23 protein-coding genes are annotated in these 17,763 nt (G+C 59.3%); 11 read left to right on the forward strand and 12 right to left on the reverse strand.

Annotated elements, in window-relative coordinates:
* Positions 1-3 precede the first annotated feature (3 nt).
* Positions 4-1,311, reverse strand: coding sequence for a DRTGG domain-containing protein (locus G463_RS0109235; protein ID WP_026974940.1), 1,308 nt, complete (start codon positions 1,309-1,311; stop codon positions 4-6).
* A gap of 169 nt (positions 1,312-1,480) precedes the next feature.
* On the opposite strand from G463_RS0109235, the gene G463_RS19650 reads away from it, so the two are divergent.
* From G463_RS19650 to G463_RS0109260, 5 genes are all read left to right on the forward strand, one after another.
* A complete protein-coding gene (locus tag G463_RS19650) occupies positions 1,481-2,377 on the forward strand; it encodes a YitT family protein (RefSeq protein ID WP_245575790.1) in 897 nt (298 codons plus the stop codon).
* A gap of 148 nt (positions 2,378-2,525) precedes the next feature.
* A complete protein-coding gene (locus G463_RS0109245; protein WP_026974941.1) occupies positions 2,526-2,744 on the forward strand; it encodes a hypothetical protein in 219 nt (72 codons plus the stop codon).
* Positions 2,741-2,956, forward strand: a complete 216-nt coding sequence (locus G463_RS0109250; protein WP_026974942.1) for a hypothetical protein — start codon at positions 2,741-2,743, stop codon at positions 2,954-2,956. Before G463_RS0109245 ends, G463_RS0109250 begins: the two co-directional genes overlap by 4 nt.
* Before the next feature lie 163 nt (positions 2,957-3,119).
* Positions 3,120-3,398: a hypothetical protein gene (locus G463_RS22815; RefSeq protein ID WP_156900154.1), complete on the forward strand. Its 279-nt coding sequence runs from the start codon at positions 3,120-3,122 to the stop codon at positions 3,396-3,398.
* 63 nt (positions 3,399-3,461) lie between these two features.
* The gene (locus tag G463_RS0109260) at positions 3,462-4,253 is read left to right on the forward strand and encodes a hypothetical protein (RefSeq protein ID WP_026974943.1); all 792 of its coding nucleotides are present in this window, start codon (positions 3,462-3,464) and stop codon (positions 4,251-4,253) included.
* A gap of 224 nt (positions 4,254-4,477) precedes the next feature.
* On the opposite strand, the gene cysK is transcribed toward G463_RS0109260, so the two are convergent.
* Positions 4,478-5,401 carry a cysteine synthase A gene (gene cysK / locus G463_RS0109265; protein WP_026974944.1) on the reverse strand — a complete coding sequence of 308 codons (924 nt, stop codon included), beginning with the start codon at positions 5,399-5,401 and terminating at the stop codon, positions 4,478-4,480.
* 222 nt (positions 5,402-5,623) lie between these two features.
* Between cysK and G463_RS0109270 the strand changes: the two genes are divergently transcribed.
* Both G463_RS0109270 and G463_RS0109275 read left to right on the forward strand, forming a co-directional pair.
* Positions 5,624-6,460, forward strand: coding sequence for a sulfurtransferase (locus G463_RS0109270; RefSeq protein ID WP_026974945.1), 837 nt, complete (start codon positions 5,624-5,626; stop codon positions 6,458-6,460).
* 5 nt (positions 6,461-6,465) lie between these two features.
* Positions 6,466-6,852, forward strand: a complete 387-nt coding sequence (locus tag G463_RS0109275) for a hypothetical protein (RefSeq protein ID WP_156900155.1) — start codon at positions 6,466-6,468, stop codon at positions 6,850-6,852.
* Between the two features lie 106 nt (positions 6,853-6,958).
* On the opposite strand, the gene G463_RS0109280 is transcribed toward G463_RS0109275, so the two are convergent.
* Both G463_RS0109280 and G463_RS0109285 read right to left on the reverse strand, forming a co-directional pair.
* Positions 6,959-8,134 (reverse strand): M20 metallopeptidase family protein, encoded by a 1,176-nt coding sequence (locus G463_RS0109280; protein ID WP_051322135.1) that lies wholly within the window; start codon positions 8,132-8,134, stop codon positions 6,959-6,961.
* Between the two features lie 73 nt (positions 8,135-8,207).
* A complete protein-coding gene (locus G463_RS0109285; protein WP_026974948.1) occupies positions 8,208-8,765 on the reverse strand; it encodes a helix-turn-helix domain-containing protein in 558 nt (185 codons plus the stop codon).
* Positions 8,766-8,841: 76 nt separating this feature from the next.
* Here G463_RS0109285 and G463_RS19655 point away from each other — a divergent pair, with 76 nt between their 5' ends.
* Together G463_RS19655 and G463_RS0109295 are read left to right on the forward strand one after the other, a co-directional pair.
* Positions 8,842-9,624, forward strand: coding sequence for an AzlC family ABC transporter permease (locus G463_RS19655; RefSeq protein ID WP_051322136.1), 783 nt, complete (start codon positions 8,842-8,844; stop codon positions 9,622-9,624).
* The gene (locus G463_RS0109295) at positions 9,625-9,939 is read left to right on the forward strand and encodes an AzlD domain-containing protein (RefSeq protein ID WP_026974949.1); all 315 of its coding nucleotides are present in this window, start codon (positions 9,625-9,627) and stop codon (positions 9,937-9,939) included.
* A gap of 50 nt (positions 9,940-9,989) precedes the next feature.
* On the opposite strand, the gene G463_RS0109300 is transcribed toward G463_RS0109295, so the two are convergent.
* The 6 genes from G463_RS0109300 to G463_RS21720 all read right to left on the reverse strand — a co-directional run bounded on the left by G463_RS0109300 (position 9,990) and on the right by G463_RS21720 (position 14,519).
* Positions 9,990-10,754 carry an amino acid ABC transporter ATP-binding protein gene (locus G463_RS0109300; protein ID WP_026974950.1) on the reverse strand — a complete coding sequence of 255 codons (765 nt, stop codon included), beginning with the start codon at positions 10,752-10,754 and terminating at the stop codon, positions 9,990-9,992.
* The gene (locus tag G463_RS0109305; protein WP_026974951.1) at positions 10,754-11,407 is read right to left on the reverse strand and encodes an amino acid ABC transporter permease; all 654 of its coding nucleotides are present in this window, start codon (positions 11,405-11,407) and stop codon (positions 10,754-10,756) included. Before G463_RS0109305 ends, G463_RS0109300 begins: the two co-directional genes overlap by 1 nt.
* Positions 11,408-11,425: 18 nt before the next feature.
* A complete protein-coding gene (locus G463_RS0109310) occupies positions 11,426-12,268 on the reverse strand; it encodes a basic amino acid ABC transporter substrate-binding protein (protein WP_051322137.1) in 843 nt (280 codons plus the stop codon).
* A 209-nt stretch (positions 12,269-12,477) separates the two neighbouring features.
* Positions 12,478-12,924 carry an arginine repressor gene (gene argR / locus G463_RS0109315; protein ID WP_026974953.1) on the reverse strand — a complete coding sequence of 149 codons (447 nt, stop codon included), beginning with the start codon at positions 12,922-12,924 and terminating at the stop codon, positions 12,478-12,480.
* Positions 12,925-12,938: 14 nt separating this feature from the next.
* On the reverse strand, positions 12,939-13,478 hold the full coding sequence (gene lepB, locus G463_RS0109320; protein WP_026974954.1) for a signal peptidase I: 540 nt from the start codon (positions 13,476-13,478) through the stop codon (positions 12,939-12,941).
* Between the two features lie 72 nt (positions 13,479-13,550).
* Entirely contained in the window at positions 13,551-14,519 is a 969-nt protein-coding gene (locus G463_RS21720; RefSeq protein ID WP_051322138.1) for a phosphatase PAP2 family protein, read from the reverse strand.
* 133 nt (positions 14,520-14,652) lie between these two features.
* Between G463_RS21720 and G463_RS0109330 the strand changes: the two genes are divergently transcribed.
* Positions 14,653-15,927: a DNA polymerase IV gene (locus G463_RS0109330; protein ID WP_026974955.1), complete on the forward strand. Its 1,275-nt coding sequence runs from the start codon at positions 14,653-14,655 to the stop codon at positions 15,925-15,927.
* Positions 15,928-16,131: 204 nt separating this feature from the next.
* Here G463_RS0109330 and G463_RS0109340 read toward each other — a convergent pair whose 3' ends face one another.
* Positions 16,132-16,431: a hypothetical protein gene (locus tag G463_RS0109340; protein ID WP_026974956.1), complete on the reverse strand. Its 300-nt coding sequence runs from the start codon at positions 16,429-16,431 to the stop codon at positions 16,132-16,134.
* 134 nt (positions 16,432-16,565) lie between these two features.
* Between G463_RS0109340 and G463_RS0109345 the strand changes: the two genes are divergently transcribed.
* Positions 16,566-16,817 carry a DUF3243 domain-containing protein gene (locus tag G463_RS0109345; protein WP_026974957.1) on the forward strand — a complete coding sequence of 84 codons (252 nt, stop codon included), beginning with the start codon at positions 16,566-16,568 and terminating at the stop codon, positions 16,815-16,817.
* A 74-nt stretch (positions 16,818-16,891) separates the two neighbouring features.
* Here G463_RS0109345 and G463_RS0109350 read toward each other — a convergent pair whose 3' ends face one another.
* On the reverse strand, positions 16,892-17,578 hold the full coding sequence (locus G463_RS0109350; protein ID WP_026974958.1) for a metal-dependent hydrolase: 687 nt from the start codon (positions 17,576-17,578) through the stop codon (positions 16,892-16,894).
* Positions 17,579-17,763 lie beyond the last annotated feature (185 nt).

Genomic DNA, 17,763 nt, shown 5'->3' on the forward strand with positions numbered 1-17,763 from the left:
GGATCACCTCTCCAGCATCTGAGTCGTCAACAGAGCTTTGGCCATCTGTTCGGCGCCGGAGTACACTTCGACATCCACCTTTGCAAACCGACGGCCAAAGTCGAGCAGACGCGCCCGCACCTCAATGCGCGTGTCCACCGCCATGGGCTTCATGAAGTACAAGGTCACGTTGTCGACGACCATATCCACCTTGCGGTTGCGCTGCACGCAGAGCACCGCGCTGTGTTCAATCAGCGTCGTCAGAGGCCCCATGGCGAGCGTACCGACCGCTCCCGTCATCTGTGCGCTCACATCCCCAACCAGGGACAGGCTCTTGTCCTCATTCCACACTTCCTCGAATCCCGCAATCACCATTCCTTCGACGGTCTCCCCGACCTGAGGCTGGCGGTTCATCAACTGCAACGCCTTGATGACATCCTGGCGGCTGACCACGCCGACCAGCTTCCGATTGGTGACCACCGGCAACAGTTCAATGCCTTCCCACACCATCTTGTGGGCCGCCGAGGCAATCGGCGTCTTCGGGGACACCACGTGCACCTGGCGGGACATGAGCGGCTCAATGTCGTCATTCGGGTGGGCCTCCGCGACATCGCGCGCCGTGAGAATCCCGACCAGCCGCCCATCGTCGTCCACCACGGGCAGCCGCGCGTGACCTGTGCGCTCCACCATCGCCAGGTAATCTCGCACCTTCTTCCCACGCTCAATCACCGCCAACTGTTGGTTGACGAGCATGTCTTCCACAAACAGAATATCTTTCTTAATCAGCCGATCATAAATGGCGCGGTTGATCATCGCCGCGGTGGTGAATGTGTCATACGTGCAGGAGATAATCGGCAGATGTTGATCATTTGCCAACTGCTGGACTTCTTCCGACGCCTCGAACCCGCCGGTGATGAGAACGGCTGCCCCGTGTTCCAGGGACATTTTCTGGACCAACTCTCGGTTTCCGACAATCATCAGGCTGCCCGGTTCAATGTAGCGCGTGGCAGCCTCCAGCTGCATCGCGCCAATGACAAACTTGTGCAGCGTCTTGTGCAGACCATCCCGCCCGCCGAGCACGGTGCCATCCACGATGTTGACCACCTCGGCAAACGTCAGACGCTCGATGTTTTTCTTCTGCTGCCGTTCAATCCGGACCGTCCCGATACGGTCCATGGAACTCACCAGTCCCTGGGACTCCGCTTCCTTGATGGCGCGATAGGCCGTCCCTTCGCTCACATGCAGCGCTTTCGCGACTTGGCGAACGCTGATTTTGGTGCCTATCGGCAGCGACTCTATGTATTTGACGATTTGTTCATGTTTTGTACTCATGAATCGTCCTCCACGACTTGATCCGAAGCCAACAAATTCATTATACACGAGGGGGGGGCATGCCAATGGCCTGCGCCGGCTACCCTGTATTGAAGCGATGCCGCCCAAAGGCCGCCAACGCCTTTGTCGGCCCGTTCCGCGCGGCACAGTGAAAGGAGCGCACACATCGGTGGACACACGTTCCGCTCGCAGCAAACTGTCTGTTGATTACTGGATGGCCCCGACCGGTCATCCACTGTGGACATTTTTCGTCCGCATCGCAATCATTCTGATTGGTTGTTTTGTCGGCGCCGTATCCGTCAACAGTTTTCTGGTGCCCGCACATATTCTCGCCGGCGGCATCACCGGTTTTGCGCAGATGATCACTCACTTTACCCACTGGCCGCTCGGCACACTCTATTTCGCCTTCAATATTCCGCTGTTCATCCTCGGCTGGCGAGACCTCGGCAAGCGGTTCATTCTGCTCACCGGCATCGGCATCCTCGGCTTTTCTCTGTTCACCGACGTCGTGCATATTCATTTCAACCTTCCATCCGATCCGCTCTTGGTCGCGCTCTACGGCGGCGTCCTCGGCGGTGTATCGAGCGGACTCATCCTACGCGTCGGCGGCAGCGCCGGCGGTACGGACATCCTCAGCCTGGCCCTCAATCGCCGAACGGGCAAAAGCGTCGGCTCCGTCTCTTTCGCCATCAACGTGGTCATTGTCCTTCTGTCCATGACAGTGTTCGGCGTCGCCGCAGGTTTGTATACTCTGGTGTCCATGTACGCGACGTCACGCGTGATGAACGCGCTCATGCATTATCAAAACCGCAAAACCGCGATGATTGTGAGCACCAAAGCGGACGCCATCGCCGAAGCCATCGGCCGGCACCTCAACCGGGGCTGCACGTTCATCGAGGGTTCCGGTGGGTATACCCGCTCCCCGCTCGGCGTCCTGATGTGCGCCTTGACCAGCATTGAGGTCGGCGAACTGAAGGCCCTGTGCAGTGCGGTGGATCCGAAGGCATTCGTCATCATTCTCGACACGACGGAAGTGTACGGCCATTTCCGCAACCTGACATCCTAACGGCAAAGTGCGGGGAAGTGAGGGCGCATCGGTATATTTCGAGACTCTTTGGTCCATACCAAAAGCGTAGGAAGTTTGCACATCCGCAGGCGGCCATGGCGTTCATGCAGTACTGTGGATGCGCGAAATAGAACGAGGAGGATTTCCGATGCGCTATATCCCTTCCACTTTAGTGATTGCCATTTTATCGCTCATTCTCGCGTGTTGGCCCGGTGTCCAGTCGTGGGCGGAGACGGGGCCTGTCCAACACTTCTTGACCCACTGGCTGTATCTGTTGGCCGGCGCCATGGTGGGACTGCAGACAGCCCGCTGGGCTCATGGACAATTGGCGCCCCAGACCTTGGATGAAGGGGGTGTCAGTTCATGAAGCGGACTATCGGACAAGCTTCCCTGCTCTGCTATTTGGGCGCCGCACTCCTCATCATGTGCTACTTCCCCGGACTGCAGGAGAGCACGGAGTCCATTCGATTCCTGCATGCGCTCTGGCATGTCGCGCTGTTTGTCGGAGCCGCGTGCCTCGTGTACGGCATCGAAACACTGCGCAGTTACGCGCGGCGTTACCGGCGCCTCATTCAGTAAACGCACGTGCTCCGCATCACCCGCGAGCGAGGGTCCTGTGGTACACCACACGGACCCTCGCTTCACGTTTTCGGCAAAGATGACCGAATGCCGACCCTCAGATCAGCCCCGGCGCCTCCGAAACTATGAAATGGATGTTGGAGATGCAAGGGAGGAGAAGCCAGTGAAGCGACGGATTTGCGCAGCATGGATACCAGCCATGACCGGATTGATCTTGGCCACCGCCTGCGGTCACCCGGCTGCCGCGCCTACGCCAACCCCTTCGCCGGCGACAGCAACGAACGCTCCGTCGCGGTCAGGGTCACAGACGCCTCCACCTGCGCCGACGTCCATGGCACACACCCACGCACAGCATCCATCCACTGCCGCTGCCGACAGCGCACGGAAATCAGCACAGAACAACATGAATCAATTGATGAACGTCATCCAGGCGCTGCACTAGCATTCGATGGATGCATTTGCACGCGGCGTGTGCCGCAGACAGCATCAGCAAGGAGGGTACATCATGAAATCCATCACTCGTACAATCTCCGCACTCGCGTTGGGCGCAAGTCTGACCGTCCCCACAGTGTTCAGCAACGGCGTGGTGTACGCGGATGAGCTGCATGGGAACGCCCACGTGAACATCTCCGGATGCGCGACGGCAAAGGGCGCTTCGAAAGCCGATGTGGAGCAGTTTTTCCAAGCGCTTCACATGAAATTTGCCAAGGGCCACGCACCGGAAAATACTACCTCCCACCATGCGAAAGCCAGTGACACAACGAAAGGCAAACCGGCGCAAGCGCAGCAAAGCGCGGCAGTTCAGGCGGAGTGGACGCAGTTGCAGAAGGCGCTGCAGCAGTTGCATCAGGACCTGACCACTGAACAAGCGGCGAAGCAGGCGCTTGTCAAAGCCGGTCAAGCGTACGTGCAGGTCATGAAACAGGCGCTGTCGAGCGGCAACGCGGCATTGATTCAAAGCGCCAATCAGGAGATTCAGTCCGTTCTTTCGCAATTAAAGCAAGCCCTGAGCGAGCAGCGTGCAGAGGACAGCGCAGTGCAAACCTCCACAACGGAAGGTCAAAAGGGAGACCTCACCCGCGCCATCCAAGCCATCGAAGCAGCGGACGCCCGGGTCAAGCAAAAAACCGCAGCCATTCAGTCCGCCACGACAAAGCTGCAAACATTGACTCAATCGTTGGAGCATCAGTTGTCCAGTACCGGGTCCGACAGCAGCGGGAACACGAGCAGCAACACAGGCGCCACCACGTCCGTGGACAACACCGGCAATGTCACCGTCCAGGTGAGCAACGGCTGATTGCCCGGGCCATGCTGTGGACTCTCTCATCATAAAAAAGTACCGCCTGTGTGACCAGGCGGTGCGCAAACGCGCGAATTGGGGTTAGGTACAGTGTAGGTCGCTGCTACACACTCCCAGTGTAAACGGTCCATGCAGTTTTGGCATGGGCCGTTTGTCCTATCTTTTTTTAAGTTCCGATTAAAAACCCTGCACCCGTGAATTCCAGTATTAGGAGTTTGTGTTCATCGCGCAAACAAATCGGAGGACAGGTAGCGCTCGCCGGTATCCGGCGCAATGGCCAGGACGCGGGCGTCCTTGGGCAGGGACTTGGCAATCTCGACCGCAAAATGGGCAGACGCCGCACCCGACGCCCCCACCAAAATTCCCTCTTCCGCAGCCAGTCGACGGGCCATTCGCTCTGCATCCGCGTCTTCAATCAACAAGATCTTGTCGTAGATGGACCGGTTGAGCACTTTAGGAATAAACCCAGGGCCTGTTCCCGGAATTTTGTGCGGTCCCGGTTTGCCGCCGGACAACACGGGAGAACCGGCCGGTTCCACCACGTAAATTTTCAATCCGGGAATGCGTTCCTTCAACACTTCTCCCGTGCCTGTGACGGTGCCGCCGGTGCCGGCGGTGCAACACAACACATCCAGCTTGCCATCGAACGCGTCGTAGATCTCCACGGCGGTGGTGCCACGGTGCGCATCGGGGTTAGCCGGATTCTCAAACTGCATGGGAATGAATGAATCCGGAATCTCGGCCGCGATTCGGTTCGCTTCGTCAATCGCGCCCTGCATGCGCAGCGCAGCGGGCGTCAAGTGTACTTCGGCACCGTACGCTCGAAGAATTTTCACGCGTTCCTCCGTCGCGTTGTCGGGCATCGTGATGATACACCGGTATCCACGTGCCGCACAGACCATGGCCAGGCCAATCCCCGTGTTTCCGGATGTGGGCTCTATCACGGTGGTTTGTCCTGGGGTGAGCTTGCCCGCCTGTTCTGCCTGGCGAATCATTTCGTACGCCGCCCGGTCTTTCACACTGCCACCTGGATTGAACGACTCCAGTTTCATGTAAACAGCGGCCCCGTCCGGTGATGCTACCCGATTCAGGCGCACAACCGGCGTATTCCCAATCAAATCCAAAACGGAATCAACGACTTTCATACATTCACACTCCGTTTCTGTCACGCCCCATCCTCTGATATCACCGTCAAGCATGGCACACTCCGTCCGCGCCTGCAAGGTTGTCCGGAAACAAGAATTGCATCGAATTTCAGAGTTTCCCGAACATCCCTCTTGAAATTTTCAAAGAAAACACGTACATTATACCATGAAAACAGGTCGGAAAACACAGCATTGACCCGTTTGAGAAGAGGAGGCATTCACATGGCAGAATGGAATCATGACGTGCTGGTTTCCACCGATTGGGTGGCTGCACACAAGGGAGACTCCAACGTCCGGTTGGTCGAAGTAGACGTGGACACCAGCGCATACGAATCCGGGCACATTGAGGGGGCCATCGCATGGAACTGGACCACACAGTTGAATGATCAGATTCGCCGCGACATTCTCAGCAAACAACAGTTGGAACAGCTGCTGAGCCAGTCGGGCATCACGCCTGACACACTCATCATTCTGTACGGAGACAACAACAACTGGTTCGCGGCGTACGCGTACTGGCAGTTGAAGATCTACGGCCACGGTCCGGTGAAACTGATAAACGGCGGTCGCAAGAAGTGGGAAGTCGAGGGGCGCCCGTTTGTGAAGGAAGTTCCGACCGTTCAGCCCACCCAGTACGTCGCGAAGGAAGCGGACCTGTCCATCCGCGCTCGGCAGGCCGACGTCCTGGCGGCCATTGGTGCGGCGGGCACCGCCTTGGTCGACGTCCGCAGCCCGCAGGAGTACTCGGGCGAAGTGATTGCGCCGCCTGGCATGACGGAGACCGCGCAGCGCGGCGGACACATTCCGAGCGCCGTGAACGTGCCCTGGGCGAAAGCCGTGGATGAAGACGGCACCTTCAAGTCTGAGGACGAGTTGCGGCAATTGTACAACCCTCTCGGGGTCACACCGGACAAAGAGGTCATCACGTATTGCCGGATTGGGGAACGTTCCGCTCACACTTGGTTTGTCCTTCAGGAATTGCTGGGGTTCCCAAAGGTGCGCAACTACGACGGCAGCTGGACCGAGTGGGGCAGCATGGTTGGAACGCCCATTGAGCGGTGACCGGCATGGCGACATGGCAACGCGTGACGGATATCCCCATCGCCAAGCAGCTCTACAATGAAGTTGCGGACGGACGTTCCGCCGACAAGGCCCAGTTGTTCTTCACCGCCTCGGTGTTGAACAAATACCGGGAGAGCGGATCATACAAGATCATTCGCACCGACACCTCGGGCCGTTTGAGCCACCCGGGCGTATGGAGCGTGGATTTCGGCATCAGCGGGGAAGATGATACCCTCGTACACATTCCGGTGACCGCCCTGGTGCACAAAATTCCGGAGACGGAGCGGGAACATTGGCTATCACACATGATCACACTTCCGGTCAGTGAAAACTTCCTCAAAGGGTTGATTCGTCCGGGATGCTTGGACGACGGTGACATCCGGGCCTGGTGACCCGGCGGCAGACATCTATCAGCCCATGACACGAAGCGGCGGACCCCAGGGTGGTGTGCATTCCACCGAGCGGAGGTCCGCCGCGCGCTTGACCGCGGGTCCACGTTCACCGATGGGCTTCCAGCCATGCCAACGCAGCGTGAACAAACACCTCGCTGGTCACCTTCAACATCCGCTCGTCCACATCGAACGACGGGTGGTGCCAGCCATGAGGCTTGCCAGTTCCCACCCAGAAGAAACAGCCGGGCAAATGTTGCTGATACACCGCGAAGTCCTCTCCCGCGAGCGTCGGCTCAGCCTCCACCACGTTTTGCGCGCCGACCACCGCTGCGGCACTCTCGGCCATCAACTGCGCCAACCGGGCGTCGTTCACCAAGCAGGGAAGCTGTCGCTCATACTCGATATCCGCCGTGGCCCCGTAGGCCTGGACGGTGTTCAACACAAACTCCTTCAGCCGCTGCTCCACCACGTCCTGTGCGGACGGCTGCAGACAGCGCACCGTTCCCTCAACCACAGCTTCTCCCGGAATGACATTGCGCGCCGTCCCCGCATGGAACATCCCCACCGTCACCACCACCGAGTCGAGAGGAGACACCGCACGACTCACCACGTGCTGCAGCCCCGCGACCAGATTGGCCGCGACGAGGATGGGATCGACCGTGAACTGCGGAACCGCGGCGTGGCCGCCGACCCCTCGCACCACAATGCGAAACTCGTCGACGCTGCCCATCAACGGCCCTGCCTTCACGCCAATTTTTCCAAACTCCAAGAGCGGATTGTTGTGCTCGCCGAGAATGGCGCCGACCTGAAAATCGCGCAGTACGCCGGTGTCGAGGATGGCTTGCGCGCCCACCCCCAGTTCCTCCGCCGGTTGAAAGACAAACAGGATGGTCCCTGCAAAGGATGACGCACTATCCGCGACCTGTTTGGCCAGGCGCGCCGCGCCAAGCACACACGCTGTGTGAAAATCGTGGCCGCAGGCGTGCATGGTGCCCGCAATTTTCGACGCGTAGGGCAGTCCCGTCTGCTCCTCAATGGGCAGGGCGTCAATGTCCGCCCGCACCGCCACGCACGGGCCGCGATGGCGGCCGCGCACCACAGCCAAAACACCTGTGGACAACGGGTAGTCGAGCCGTTCAATGCCATGCGCGTCCAGATACGCCACGATGCGGCGCGTGGTTTCCACCTCTTCCAGCCCGACTTCCGGATACTGGTGCAACGTGCGGCGAACTTCAATTAATTCATCCACCCATGCACTGGGTAACGTGTATTGCGTTGTCACGGATGACTCCTCCTTTCGCAGGTGTGGTTTAGATTGCTGCGCGGTGATATTGGCGGCCCCGGCCGCGTTCTCGTCACACTGGATAGAACAGCGCGAGATGCGCCTCGCACACTTCCGGGCCTGGATTGTGATAGTCGTGCGTGACGTCGCCGGGAAACTGGAGGGTGTCGCCCGCGGCCAGCCGATAGGCCTGAAGGTCCACCGTCACATCCATCTGCCCGCTGAACACGGTGATGTTTTCCACAATCCCGGGTGGATGCGCCTCGGCCAGCCGGTGTGCTCCCGGCAGCAGGCGCAGCCGATACAGCTCCACCCGTCCGTCGGAGGACGTGCACGTACTGTACACCTGGTATCTGCCCTCGTCCTCCAACACGGCCATCTGATCCGCCGCCGTGGTCACGCGCGCAGGCGCAGACAGCGGTCCGAGGAAGGTGGTGAACGGCACGTTGAGACCGGCCGCGATTTTCCACAGCGTGGCGACGGTGGGATTGGACGCCCCGCGTTCAATTTGGGCCAGCATGGGCTTGCTGACATCGGTTCGCTGAGCCAGTGCATCCAGACTCAGGTTCCTGCGCTGCCGCAGTTCTCGAAGGCGCTGACCAATTCGTTGCGAAAGGATCTCCCGTTCCATCTTGTGTCCTGCCAATCGTTTAAGATATTATACATATAAATTTTATAACATACAGAACAGAAAGGAAACTGCGGCGATGAATGCGCAAACCACTTCATCCAGGTCACTGGCCGCCTCCCCACACGGGGTGCGCGATTTCGCACAGGCCTGTGCAGATGCTGTACCGCTGACGGTCAGCGTGTTCGTGTACGGTATGGCGTACGGTGCGTTGGCGCACAGCGCGAACCACCTGAGCGTGTGGCGAACCCTATCGCTGTCCTGCTTCCTGTTCGCCGGCGCGTCCCAGTTCACGGTGCTGTCCCTGCTTCAGCAGAGCGCGCCTCTCTTTGTCATCGTCAGCAGCGTCTTTCTGTTGAACGCGCGACAGATTCTGTACGGCCTCACGCTGGGCCCACACCTGCGCGACCTATCGTGGCGACAACTGGTGCCATTGGCGCACGGGCTCACCGATGAGAGCTACAGTGTGACCATCACAGCGGCGTACCGGCGACCGTTGACTGTCGCCTACTTCGCTGGCGCCGGCGCGTCCGTGTTCGTTCCGTGGCAGGTCAGCACGCTGCTCGGCTACGCGCTCGGAGGATTCATCCATCATCCGGAAACCTTTGGTCTCGATTTCGCCTACATCGGCGCGTTCATCGGCCTGTTGGTCGCGCAGTGGTATTCCCCCCGGCGCTTTGTAGCCGGCCTCCTGTCGCTGCTCGTTGCGGCTGCGGCCAGCCGCTTCGGCGGCACCACGAGCGCGGTCATTTGCGGCGCGGTCACCGCGTTCCTGTGCGGATTCACGGCGCCTGCCGCCGATGCTGGCTCCGTGGCGGCATCGGCATCGCCGACGCCAAAACACCGAAAGGAGGGGTCCTGAGTGTCCACATCGACATTCGTGTGGCTTGTGGTCCTGGTGTCCATCGCCACCTACGCCACGCGCTTCCCGTCTCTCGTCCTCAGCCGCCGCGTCCGCGTCACACCGCGGTTGCAACAGGGGCTGCAGTTTGTTCCTATCGGCGTGTTTGCGGCGATGGTGGCGCCGTCCGTGGCACAGCACGCACTGCCTGGCCACACGGACATCGCGTTCCTCGTCGCCGTCTGCGTCGCCTTTGCCGTCGCGTTCTGGACAAAAAATCCGCTCTGGCCCATGTTGGCGGGCACCGTCACCGCGGCCCTGCTGCGACTGCTCTGAAGCGCAACGGACCAGCGCGCAAAAGGCGGGCCGTCACCGACCCGCCTCCGTCACAACGCCTCTTCCCGCGCGTGCAAATCTCGCAGAAACCGCCGCGTCCGTTCCGACTGGGGCTGCTCAAACAATTGCTTCGGCGGCCCCTGTTCCACAATCTTTCCGTCTTCCATAAAGATCACCCTATCCGCCACGCGTCTCGCAAACGCCATCTCGTGCGTGACGAGCACCATCGTCATGCCATCCTGCGCCAACTGTTGAATCACCTGCAGGACCTCGCCGACCAGCTCCGGATCGAGCGCTGATGTGGGTTCGTCCAACAAGAGGACCTCCGGTTCCATCGCCAGCGCTCGGGCAATGGCGACGCGCTGCTGCTGGCCGCCTGACAGTTTGGACGGATACACGTCCGCTTTGTCTCGCAATCCAATTTTATCCAACAACGCATAGGCTCGCTCGGTGGCTTCCCGCCGCTCGATGCCCTTGACGTGAACGGGCGCCTCAATGATGTTCTGCAGAGCGGTCAGGTGCGGAAACAGATGAAACCGTTGAAACACCATGCCCAAGCGCACGCGCTGCCGAGCCAGCTCCTTCTTGCGGCGGCTGAGTGGCTCCCCAAGCAACTCGATGCTGCCTCCGGTCGCCTGCTCCAATCCATTGAAGCAGCGCAGCAATGTGGATTTGCCCGATCCGCTCGGGCCGATGATGGCAATCACTTCGCCGCGGTGCACCTCGATGTCCACGCCGCGCAGCACCTGCAGGGAGCCGAATGACTTTTCCACCCCCACGCCGCGCAGCACCACTTCCTGCGTCACCTGTGCCATCAGCTGCGCACCTCCAGCCGCCGTTCGATATAGCGAGAAATGAACACAATGACGGACGTCATGAACAAGTAGAACAGCGCCGCGGTGATATACGTCTGCATGGGCTTGAATGTGGCCGACGCAATCATCTGACCCTGGCGCAGAAGTTCCGTCAACGACATCACGGAGACCAGCGACGAGTCTTTCAGCAACGCCACGAACTCGTTCACAAGCGGAGGCAGCAAGCGCCGGTAGGCCTGTGGAAAAATGATGCGCCGCATCGCCAAGCCGTACCGCATCCCCAGCGATTCCGCCGCCTCCATCTGTCCGGGATCTATAGACTGGATACCGGCGCGCACAATTTCCGCAATATAAGCCCCCGAATTGATGCCGAGCGCCAGAATCCCGGAAACAAACGGGCTCAACTGAATCCCCACCTGCGGGAGTCCATCGTAAATGATGAGGATCTGGACGAGCAGCGGCGTGCCACGGATGACCCAGGTGTAGATCCATCCAATCCAAGACAGCACCGGCAGGCGCGAGATGTTCATCAACGCGGCAATGACGCCGAGCACCAACCCGAGGAGCAGGCCGCACACGGTCACCTCAACCGTGACGGCCATCCCCTGCAAGAAGAAAGGAAAGAACTTCTGAACGAATTGAATATAGTTCATGCGCTCGCGTCTCCGCCTTTACTTTTGACCAAACCAGTAGGTGTAAATCTTGTCGTACGTACCGTCGGCCTTCATTTGATTCAACGCGTCCTGCAAGCTCTTTTCCAAAGACTGTTCATCCTTCCGGATGCCGATGCCAACCGGGAGCGAATCCAGCGTCTGGCCGACAATCTTGTAATTGTCCGGTTGCAGATTCACGTAATAACGGGCCACCGCTTCATCAACCACGGCGGCGTCCAGGCGTCCGTTCGCCAGGTCTTGAAATGCGTCCGGGAACGTGTTGTAGCGCTTCACGGTGATGGCCTTGTCCTTGCTCAACAGATCGTCACTGGTCGTGGCAATCTGCACGCCCACCGTCTTCCCTTCGAGATCTTTCAGGGATTGAATGTTCGCAGTGCTGTTCTTTTTCACCACAATCGCCTGTCCCCAGCTGCCGTAGTCCACGAAATCAATCTGCTTGCGCCGTTCCGCAGTGTCATTCATGGAGGAAATGATGATGTCATACTTGTCTGATGTCAGCCCAGCGATAATGCCGTCCCATTGCGTCGGTTTCCAAACAATGTCCTTGTGCAGATATTTGGAGAGAGCGTCGCCGAGGTCCACGTCAAATCCAACCAGCTTGGTCGGGTCGCTCGGGTCCATGTACTCCATTGGCGGATACGTATTGTCCGTGGCGATGACAATTTTGTCCGCGCTCGGTGTTGCGTTCGGATCGACCTTCGCGGTCAATCCGATGGCGCTGGTTTTTTCAGCCGTCTGCGATCCGGTGGAGTTCGTGGCGCCCCCCGCGCCTGCGGTATTCGAGGTCGATGCGCCGCAGCCTGCGAGGGCGGTGGTCGTCAGTACCCCAAGAACCGCCATTGTCATCCATCTCTTTTTCAATTGACCCACTCCGTTTCATATGGTTCAACCATAGTTTGTATGCATCATCATGCATGAATAATCATAGCAGAAAAAACAAAAAGCAGATCAACAGACCTGCTCAAAATGAACTACTATTTTTATCCTGTTTTTCCCGTTCAAAGAGAGGCGGGGATGCGCCCCGCCTCATACCGTCTTTCGAATGTTGTTCACTGGGCGCGGGACAACCAGCGCTCCACATGCTCCGCCGCCGCATCGTCCGGCGTCACCAACAACAGGGTGTCATCTCCCGCCAGGGTGCCAAGCACTTCGCGCGGCCCCATGGCGTCGAGCATCGCGGCAATCGCGTGAGCGTTGCCAGGCAACACCTTCAGGACAATCAGATTTCCAGCGCGTGCCAATGAGACAAACACATCGGACAGCCTGCGAAGGAACGCATCCGGACTCACGGGCACCGAAGCGGCCGGTATGGCGTATTTGTAGCGACCGTTCGAGCCAACCACTTTGATCAATTGCAATTCCTTGATGTCGCGCGAAATCGTGGCCTGGGTGACGTGAAATCCCTCTTCTTCGAGCGCCTGCACCAGCTCTTCCTGGGTTTCAATGTCTCGCTGACTGATGATTTCTTTGATTTTAATGTGCCTTCTGTCTTTCAAACCAATGCCTCCCGTCAGTGAATCGGCCCGGCTTTGGAGATGGGCCAAATGACATAGTCGGCGCGGCCAATGATGCTTGAGGCCGGAACGTACTTGTGAATCCAATATCGGCTGTCCGACGAATCGTTGCGATTGTCTCCCAGCATGAAGTAGTGGCCCGCGGGCACATGGTACGACGACTGGGGTCCGCTCACGGTAGGTTGTGTAATGTACGGCTCATTCAACAGTTTCCCGTTGACGTACACTTTGCCATCTTTGAACGTGATGGTGTCTCCGGGCAGGCCGATGATGCGTTTGACGTAGATTTCGCTCGGATCGTCCGGAAAACGAAACAGGACCACCTCGCCGCGATACGGTTTCGCAAACTCGGTCTCCAGGTGATTCACGAAAATGTAGCACGGATCCGGGATGGTGGGATACATGGACGACGTGGGGACGATGGCGAAACTCACAACCCAGGTCATAATCCCCTTGGCCACCAGGCAGCCGATGGCGATGGGCCAAATCCAGCCCCAGATGCCTTTGACCCACGACTTCTTGCTCGATTCGTTCATCTCGTTCCCTCCACCCAGTTGTTTCCGTTCAGCAGGGTCACGTTACAGTATGACCGAGCCGATGGCCAAATGCTAGTCGCCGGTCGGCGCCAGCCGACGATGCAGCCGCGGCGCAATCCAGGCGCAGGCCGCCCCCAATGCCGCGCCCGCCAAGTCGTCGCACAGGTAGTGAAAACGCAAATACAGCGTGGCAAACACGATGATGGCGGCCAGCGGAATATACACCACAGCCAGCCATCGCCGGTACCGCCAGATGTACACCGCCATCAGCACAGACAACGCGGTGTGCAAACTCGGAAAGCAGTCCCTGGCAATGGTCAGCCTGTCCCAGGTGAAGTGCGGTGCGATGTCGCCCACGGGCACGGAAAACGGATATGTGTAGCCCGGACCAATCACTGGGACGACCACGTAGCACAGATACCCAATATAAAATGCCAGCAGGGACGCAAACACATACTCGGAAACGGCCGCGCGGTGGGCGGTCAACAGCAACACCAGCGTGGCAAACAACAGCCAGAACCAGCTTACGTAAGCACCTGTCATCACATGGGTCAGCCACGGGTGAATCAGTGGTGCCAACCATTCCCCGGCCTGACGCCCACCGAGCAGGGTGGCATCGGCGCGCTGGAGCAGCGCGTCGTCAATCCCCGGATGCAGTACCGGTACGTAAAAATTGACGACGCGGAAGACAATCAACAAAATGCAGTACGCGACAAACACGCGCACCACGAACAGGTACTCGGAAAGCGGACGCCGCCAACCCTGTGGGCGCAGCCACCGCCAGGCCAGCACCGCCCCCGCGCCGACCATCAGCGCCCATGGTACAAAGCGCAGGTATATTCCACTCACCATCCACAGCACATGCCAGTGATACTGCGGTTGACCGACCAACTTGTCCAATGCCCGGCCGTCGCCAAAAAAGACGCCCGTCGCGAGCGCCGAGGCCATCAGACCAAGCCATTCGAAAGGCAACAGGTGCGGCCTGGCAAAGGAGTGCCGTCGCGCCGTTCCTGCGGCGGGCCGTAATGCCCCTGATTTCACTGTTCACCGCTCCTGTCCAGTTTCACTTCGATTCTTGATAGTAACACACCATCCGAAACGTGAACAGTCACCGAACCGCGGCGCGTGCCGAAGCGTGATACAATGATGCTATGGGAAGGAGTGTGAACGTCCGATGGACGCCCGGATTCTGCATATTGATATGAACGCGTTTTACTGCTCATGTCACGCCGCAGCCAATCCAGAGGCGTATCGGGGACGTCCCACGGCCGTCGCGGGCAGTCCGGAAACCCGCCACGGCGTGGTCGTGACCGCCAGCTACGAAGCGCGGCGCATGGGGGTCCGCGCCACCATGACCACGGCGGAGGCGCTTCGACACTGTCCGTCACTGATACTCATCCACCCGGACTTCCACCTGTATCGATCTTACGCGCGGCGCGTGTTTCGCTTGATTCGCGAGTACACGCCGCTCGTGCAGGTGTACAGCATTGACGAGTGCTTCGCCGACGTGACCGGCAGCCGCCAATTCGGTACGCCGAGGGAGATTGCGGAGACCATTCAGAGACGGATTCTGCAAGAATTGGACCTTCCGTGTTCCATCGGGATTGGCTGGAACAAATTCATCGCCAAAATGGCCAGCGACTTAAAAAAGCCGCTGGGAATTACGGAAATCCAACGCGAAGCGCTCGCGGAGGTGATCTGGCCGCTGCCGATTGGTCAAATGTTCGGGGTCGGCCGCAAGACCGCCCAGTTGCTCGAACGGCTGCGAGTTCACACCATCGGCGACCTGGCCCGCGCCGATGCGGAGACCTTGCACCGCCATCTGGGCCGCCGCGGCCTGGAACTGCTTCGGCGGGCGCGGGGGGAGGATGACTCGCCGGTTTCGCCGGAGCCAGAGCCGCTCAAAAGCATTGGCCATTCCATCACGTTGGCGCACGACGTGGTGGACACGGACGAGCTGTGCACCGTCCTGCTCAACCTGGCGGACCAAGTGGGGCGACGCGTGCGCCGCCACCGGCTGGTTGGACGCACCGTCCAACTCACCATCCGCTACGCGAATCGCGAGACCATTACACGCGCCCGCACACTGGAGACGACCACCTGCGTCACCGAGAAGATCTACGAAACCGCTCGGGATCTCCTGCTCCAGCACCGTACGCCGGGCCGGGCCGTGCGGTTGCTCGGTGTCAGCCTCGGGCAGCTGACCTCTGCCGACGAGTCTCGACGTTCTGTGCAGCTTTCCCTGTTCCCCAATCCGGCGGAGTCGGTGGATGCGCAGCGAGACATCAAGTTGCAGCGATTGGATGAAGTGACAGATCATCTGAGAAACAAGTTCGGAGAAGACATCGTGCTGCGGGGAAGGATGTTGGTGAACCACGAGAGCAATCAACTTCGGAACCGACAAATTCGGGGAACTTCCTTGCAAAAGGACAATCTGCGGACGGACTGAGAGGAGGTGTTGGCGATGACTGGTCATGGAGAATTGATGAACGGCGCGCTCGATCCGATTGTCACCATCATCCTCTGCGTGATCTGCGCCATCGGACTGGTCGCTTGGACGGCGCGGCGGTCCCCGTGATGATGGGACGCTGCCCTGCGCACGTTCGGAAGGATATCGCCGTCCCGCACGCAGGGATTCGTTCGATGACTTCCGTCACAGGGCGCGCCGCCGGAGCCCGCGCTCCCGACCCGGTACCGCCGGACGCTGCGCGGGACGCAGTTCGCCCTCGGCCAACTGATGTCCGCGTTCGCGGTCGGCGCCAACCAAAAAGTACAGATTGGACGCAATGGCGAGCGCCGCAAACAGGATCCAGACCATGGAGAACGTACCGGCCACGCCCGGCGCGAGTGCGGGAATTCGGGGAATTCCGTACACCGCGAGCGCCAGCGCCGCGGCCGCGTAAACCAAAGCCCGGCGCCGCGGAGCAGGTACATACCGCATTTTCCGCCTCATGTCCCAATCCCCTTTCCTGATGACAGTTCACTGTATGCACGCCCCGCGTCAGGTATGTCCACCCGATGCATAGCCAGCCAGGCGGCGCGGCATGTTAAATAGCGCAGTGATCAGTCGCACAAGGGGGGACGAACATGGATACGCTCGACAACTTCGAACGGTGGAAAGAATTCCTCGGCAGCCAGGTGGATAAGGCTCAGGCGATGGGCATTTCCAACGAGAGGATTACGGAAGTCGCCGCAAAACTGGGCGATTATTTGGCGAAGAAGGTCGATCCGCGCAACGAACAGGAGCGTCTGCTCAAGCAGTTGTGGGACAGCGCCAACGATGACGAACAACGGACGCTGGCATCCCTGATGGTGAAGATGACGGATAAAGCCCACTGATTGGGAACACAAGCAACAGAGGGCCCACACCCCTGTCAGGGGCCGGTGACGGCCCCTTTTGCGCAGGATGATTCTCACACTTCCAGCGATTCTCCGGGTCTCAGAACGGTTCCACGAATCCCTTTCTCCGACAATGCCGCGACGAACGCGTCCGGATCTTGGCGGATGAGGTCGAACGTATTGTAATGCATGGGCACCACGTGTTTGGCGCGCGTCCACTCCGCCGCGAGCAGCGCATCCTCCGGACCCATGGTGAAGTTGTCGCCAATCGGCAGCAGCGCGAGATCGATGGAATGAAGCTCGCCAATCAACTTCATATCGCCGAACAGCGCCGTATCTCCCGCATGATAGAGCGTCTTGCCATCCATCGTGAGCAGGATGCCCGCCGGATTGCCGGCATTGGCAATGGTCCCGTCCGGCAGGTCGAGTCCAGAGCCGTGGAACGCCAGCGTGAGTTTGACGGTGCCGAACGGAAACGACCATTTGCCCCCCAAGTGCATGGGGTGCACCTGGCAACCGCGACTGCCGAAATACATCGCCAATTCGTTCGGTGCCACCACCGTCGCGCCGTTCGCCTTAGCAATCGCTTCCGCGTCCGCGATGTGATCCCCATGCCCGTGTGTGAGCAATACAGCCTCAACCCGGATGTCTTCGGGCTTCGCCACCGCCAGGGGGTTCCCGCTGAGGAACGGATCCATCACCACGCGATGGCTCCCGCTCTCGACCACAAAACAGGATTGGCCATGGTACGTCACCTTCATCCCATATCCCATCCTTTCTGAATTGGACATCTACCCTTTTCTATTATAGAGAGTTTTCCTAAATCCGAAGCCTCGGGGCCTGAATCCTTTGTCGCAATTCCAGCGGATTCGCTATACTTAGTCCTGACATCCATCCGTGAACGCGCGTGTGTTCGCACATACCGAGCATCGAGGGGGTATCACCA

Origin of the sequence: Alicyclobacillus contaminans DSM 17975, assembly GCF_000429525.1 — a bacterium.
Lineage (GTDB): Bacteria > Bacillota > Bacilli > Alicyclobacillales > Alicyclobacillaceae > Alicyclobacillus_A > Alicyclobacillus_A contaminans.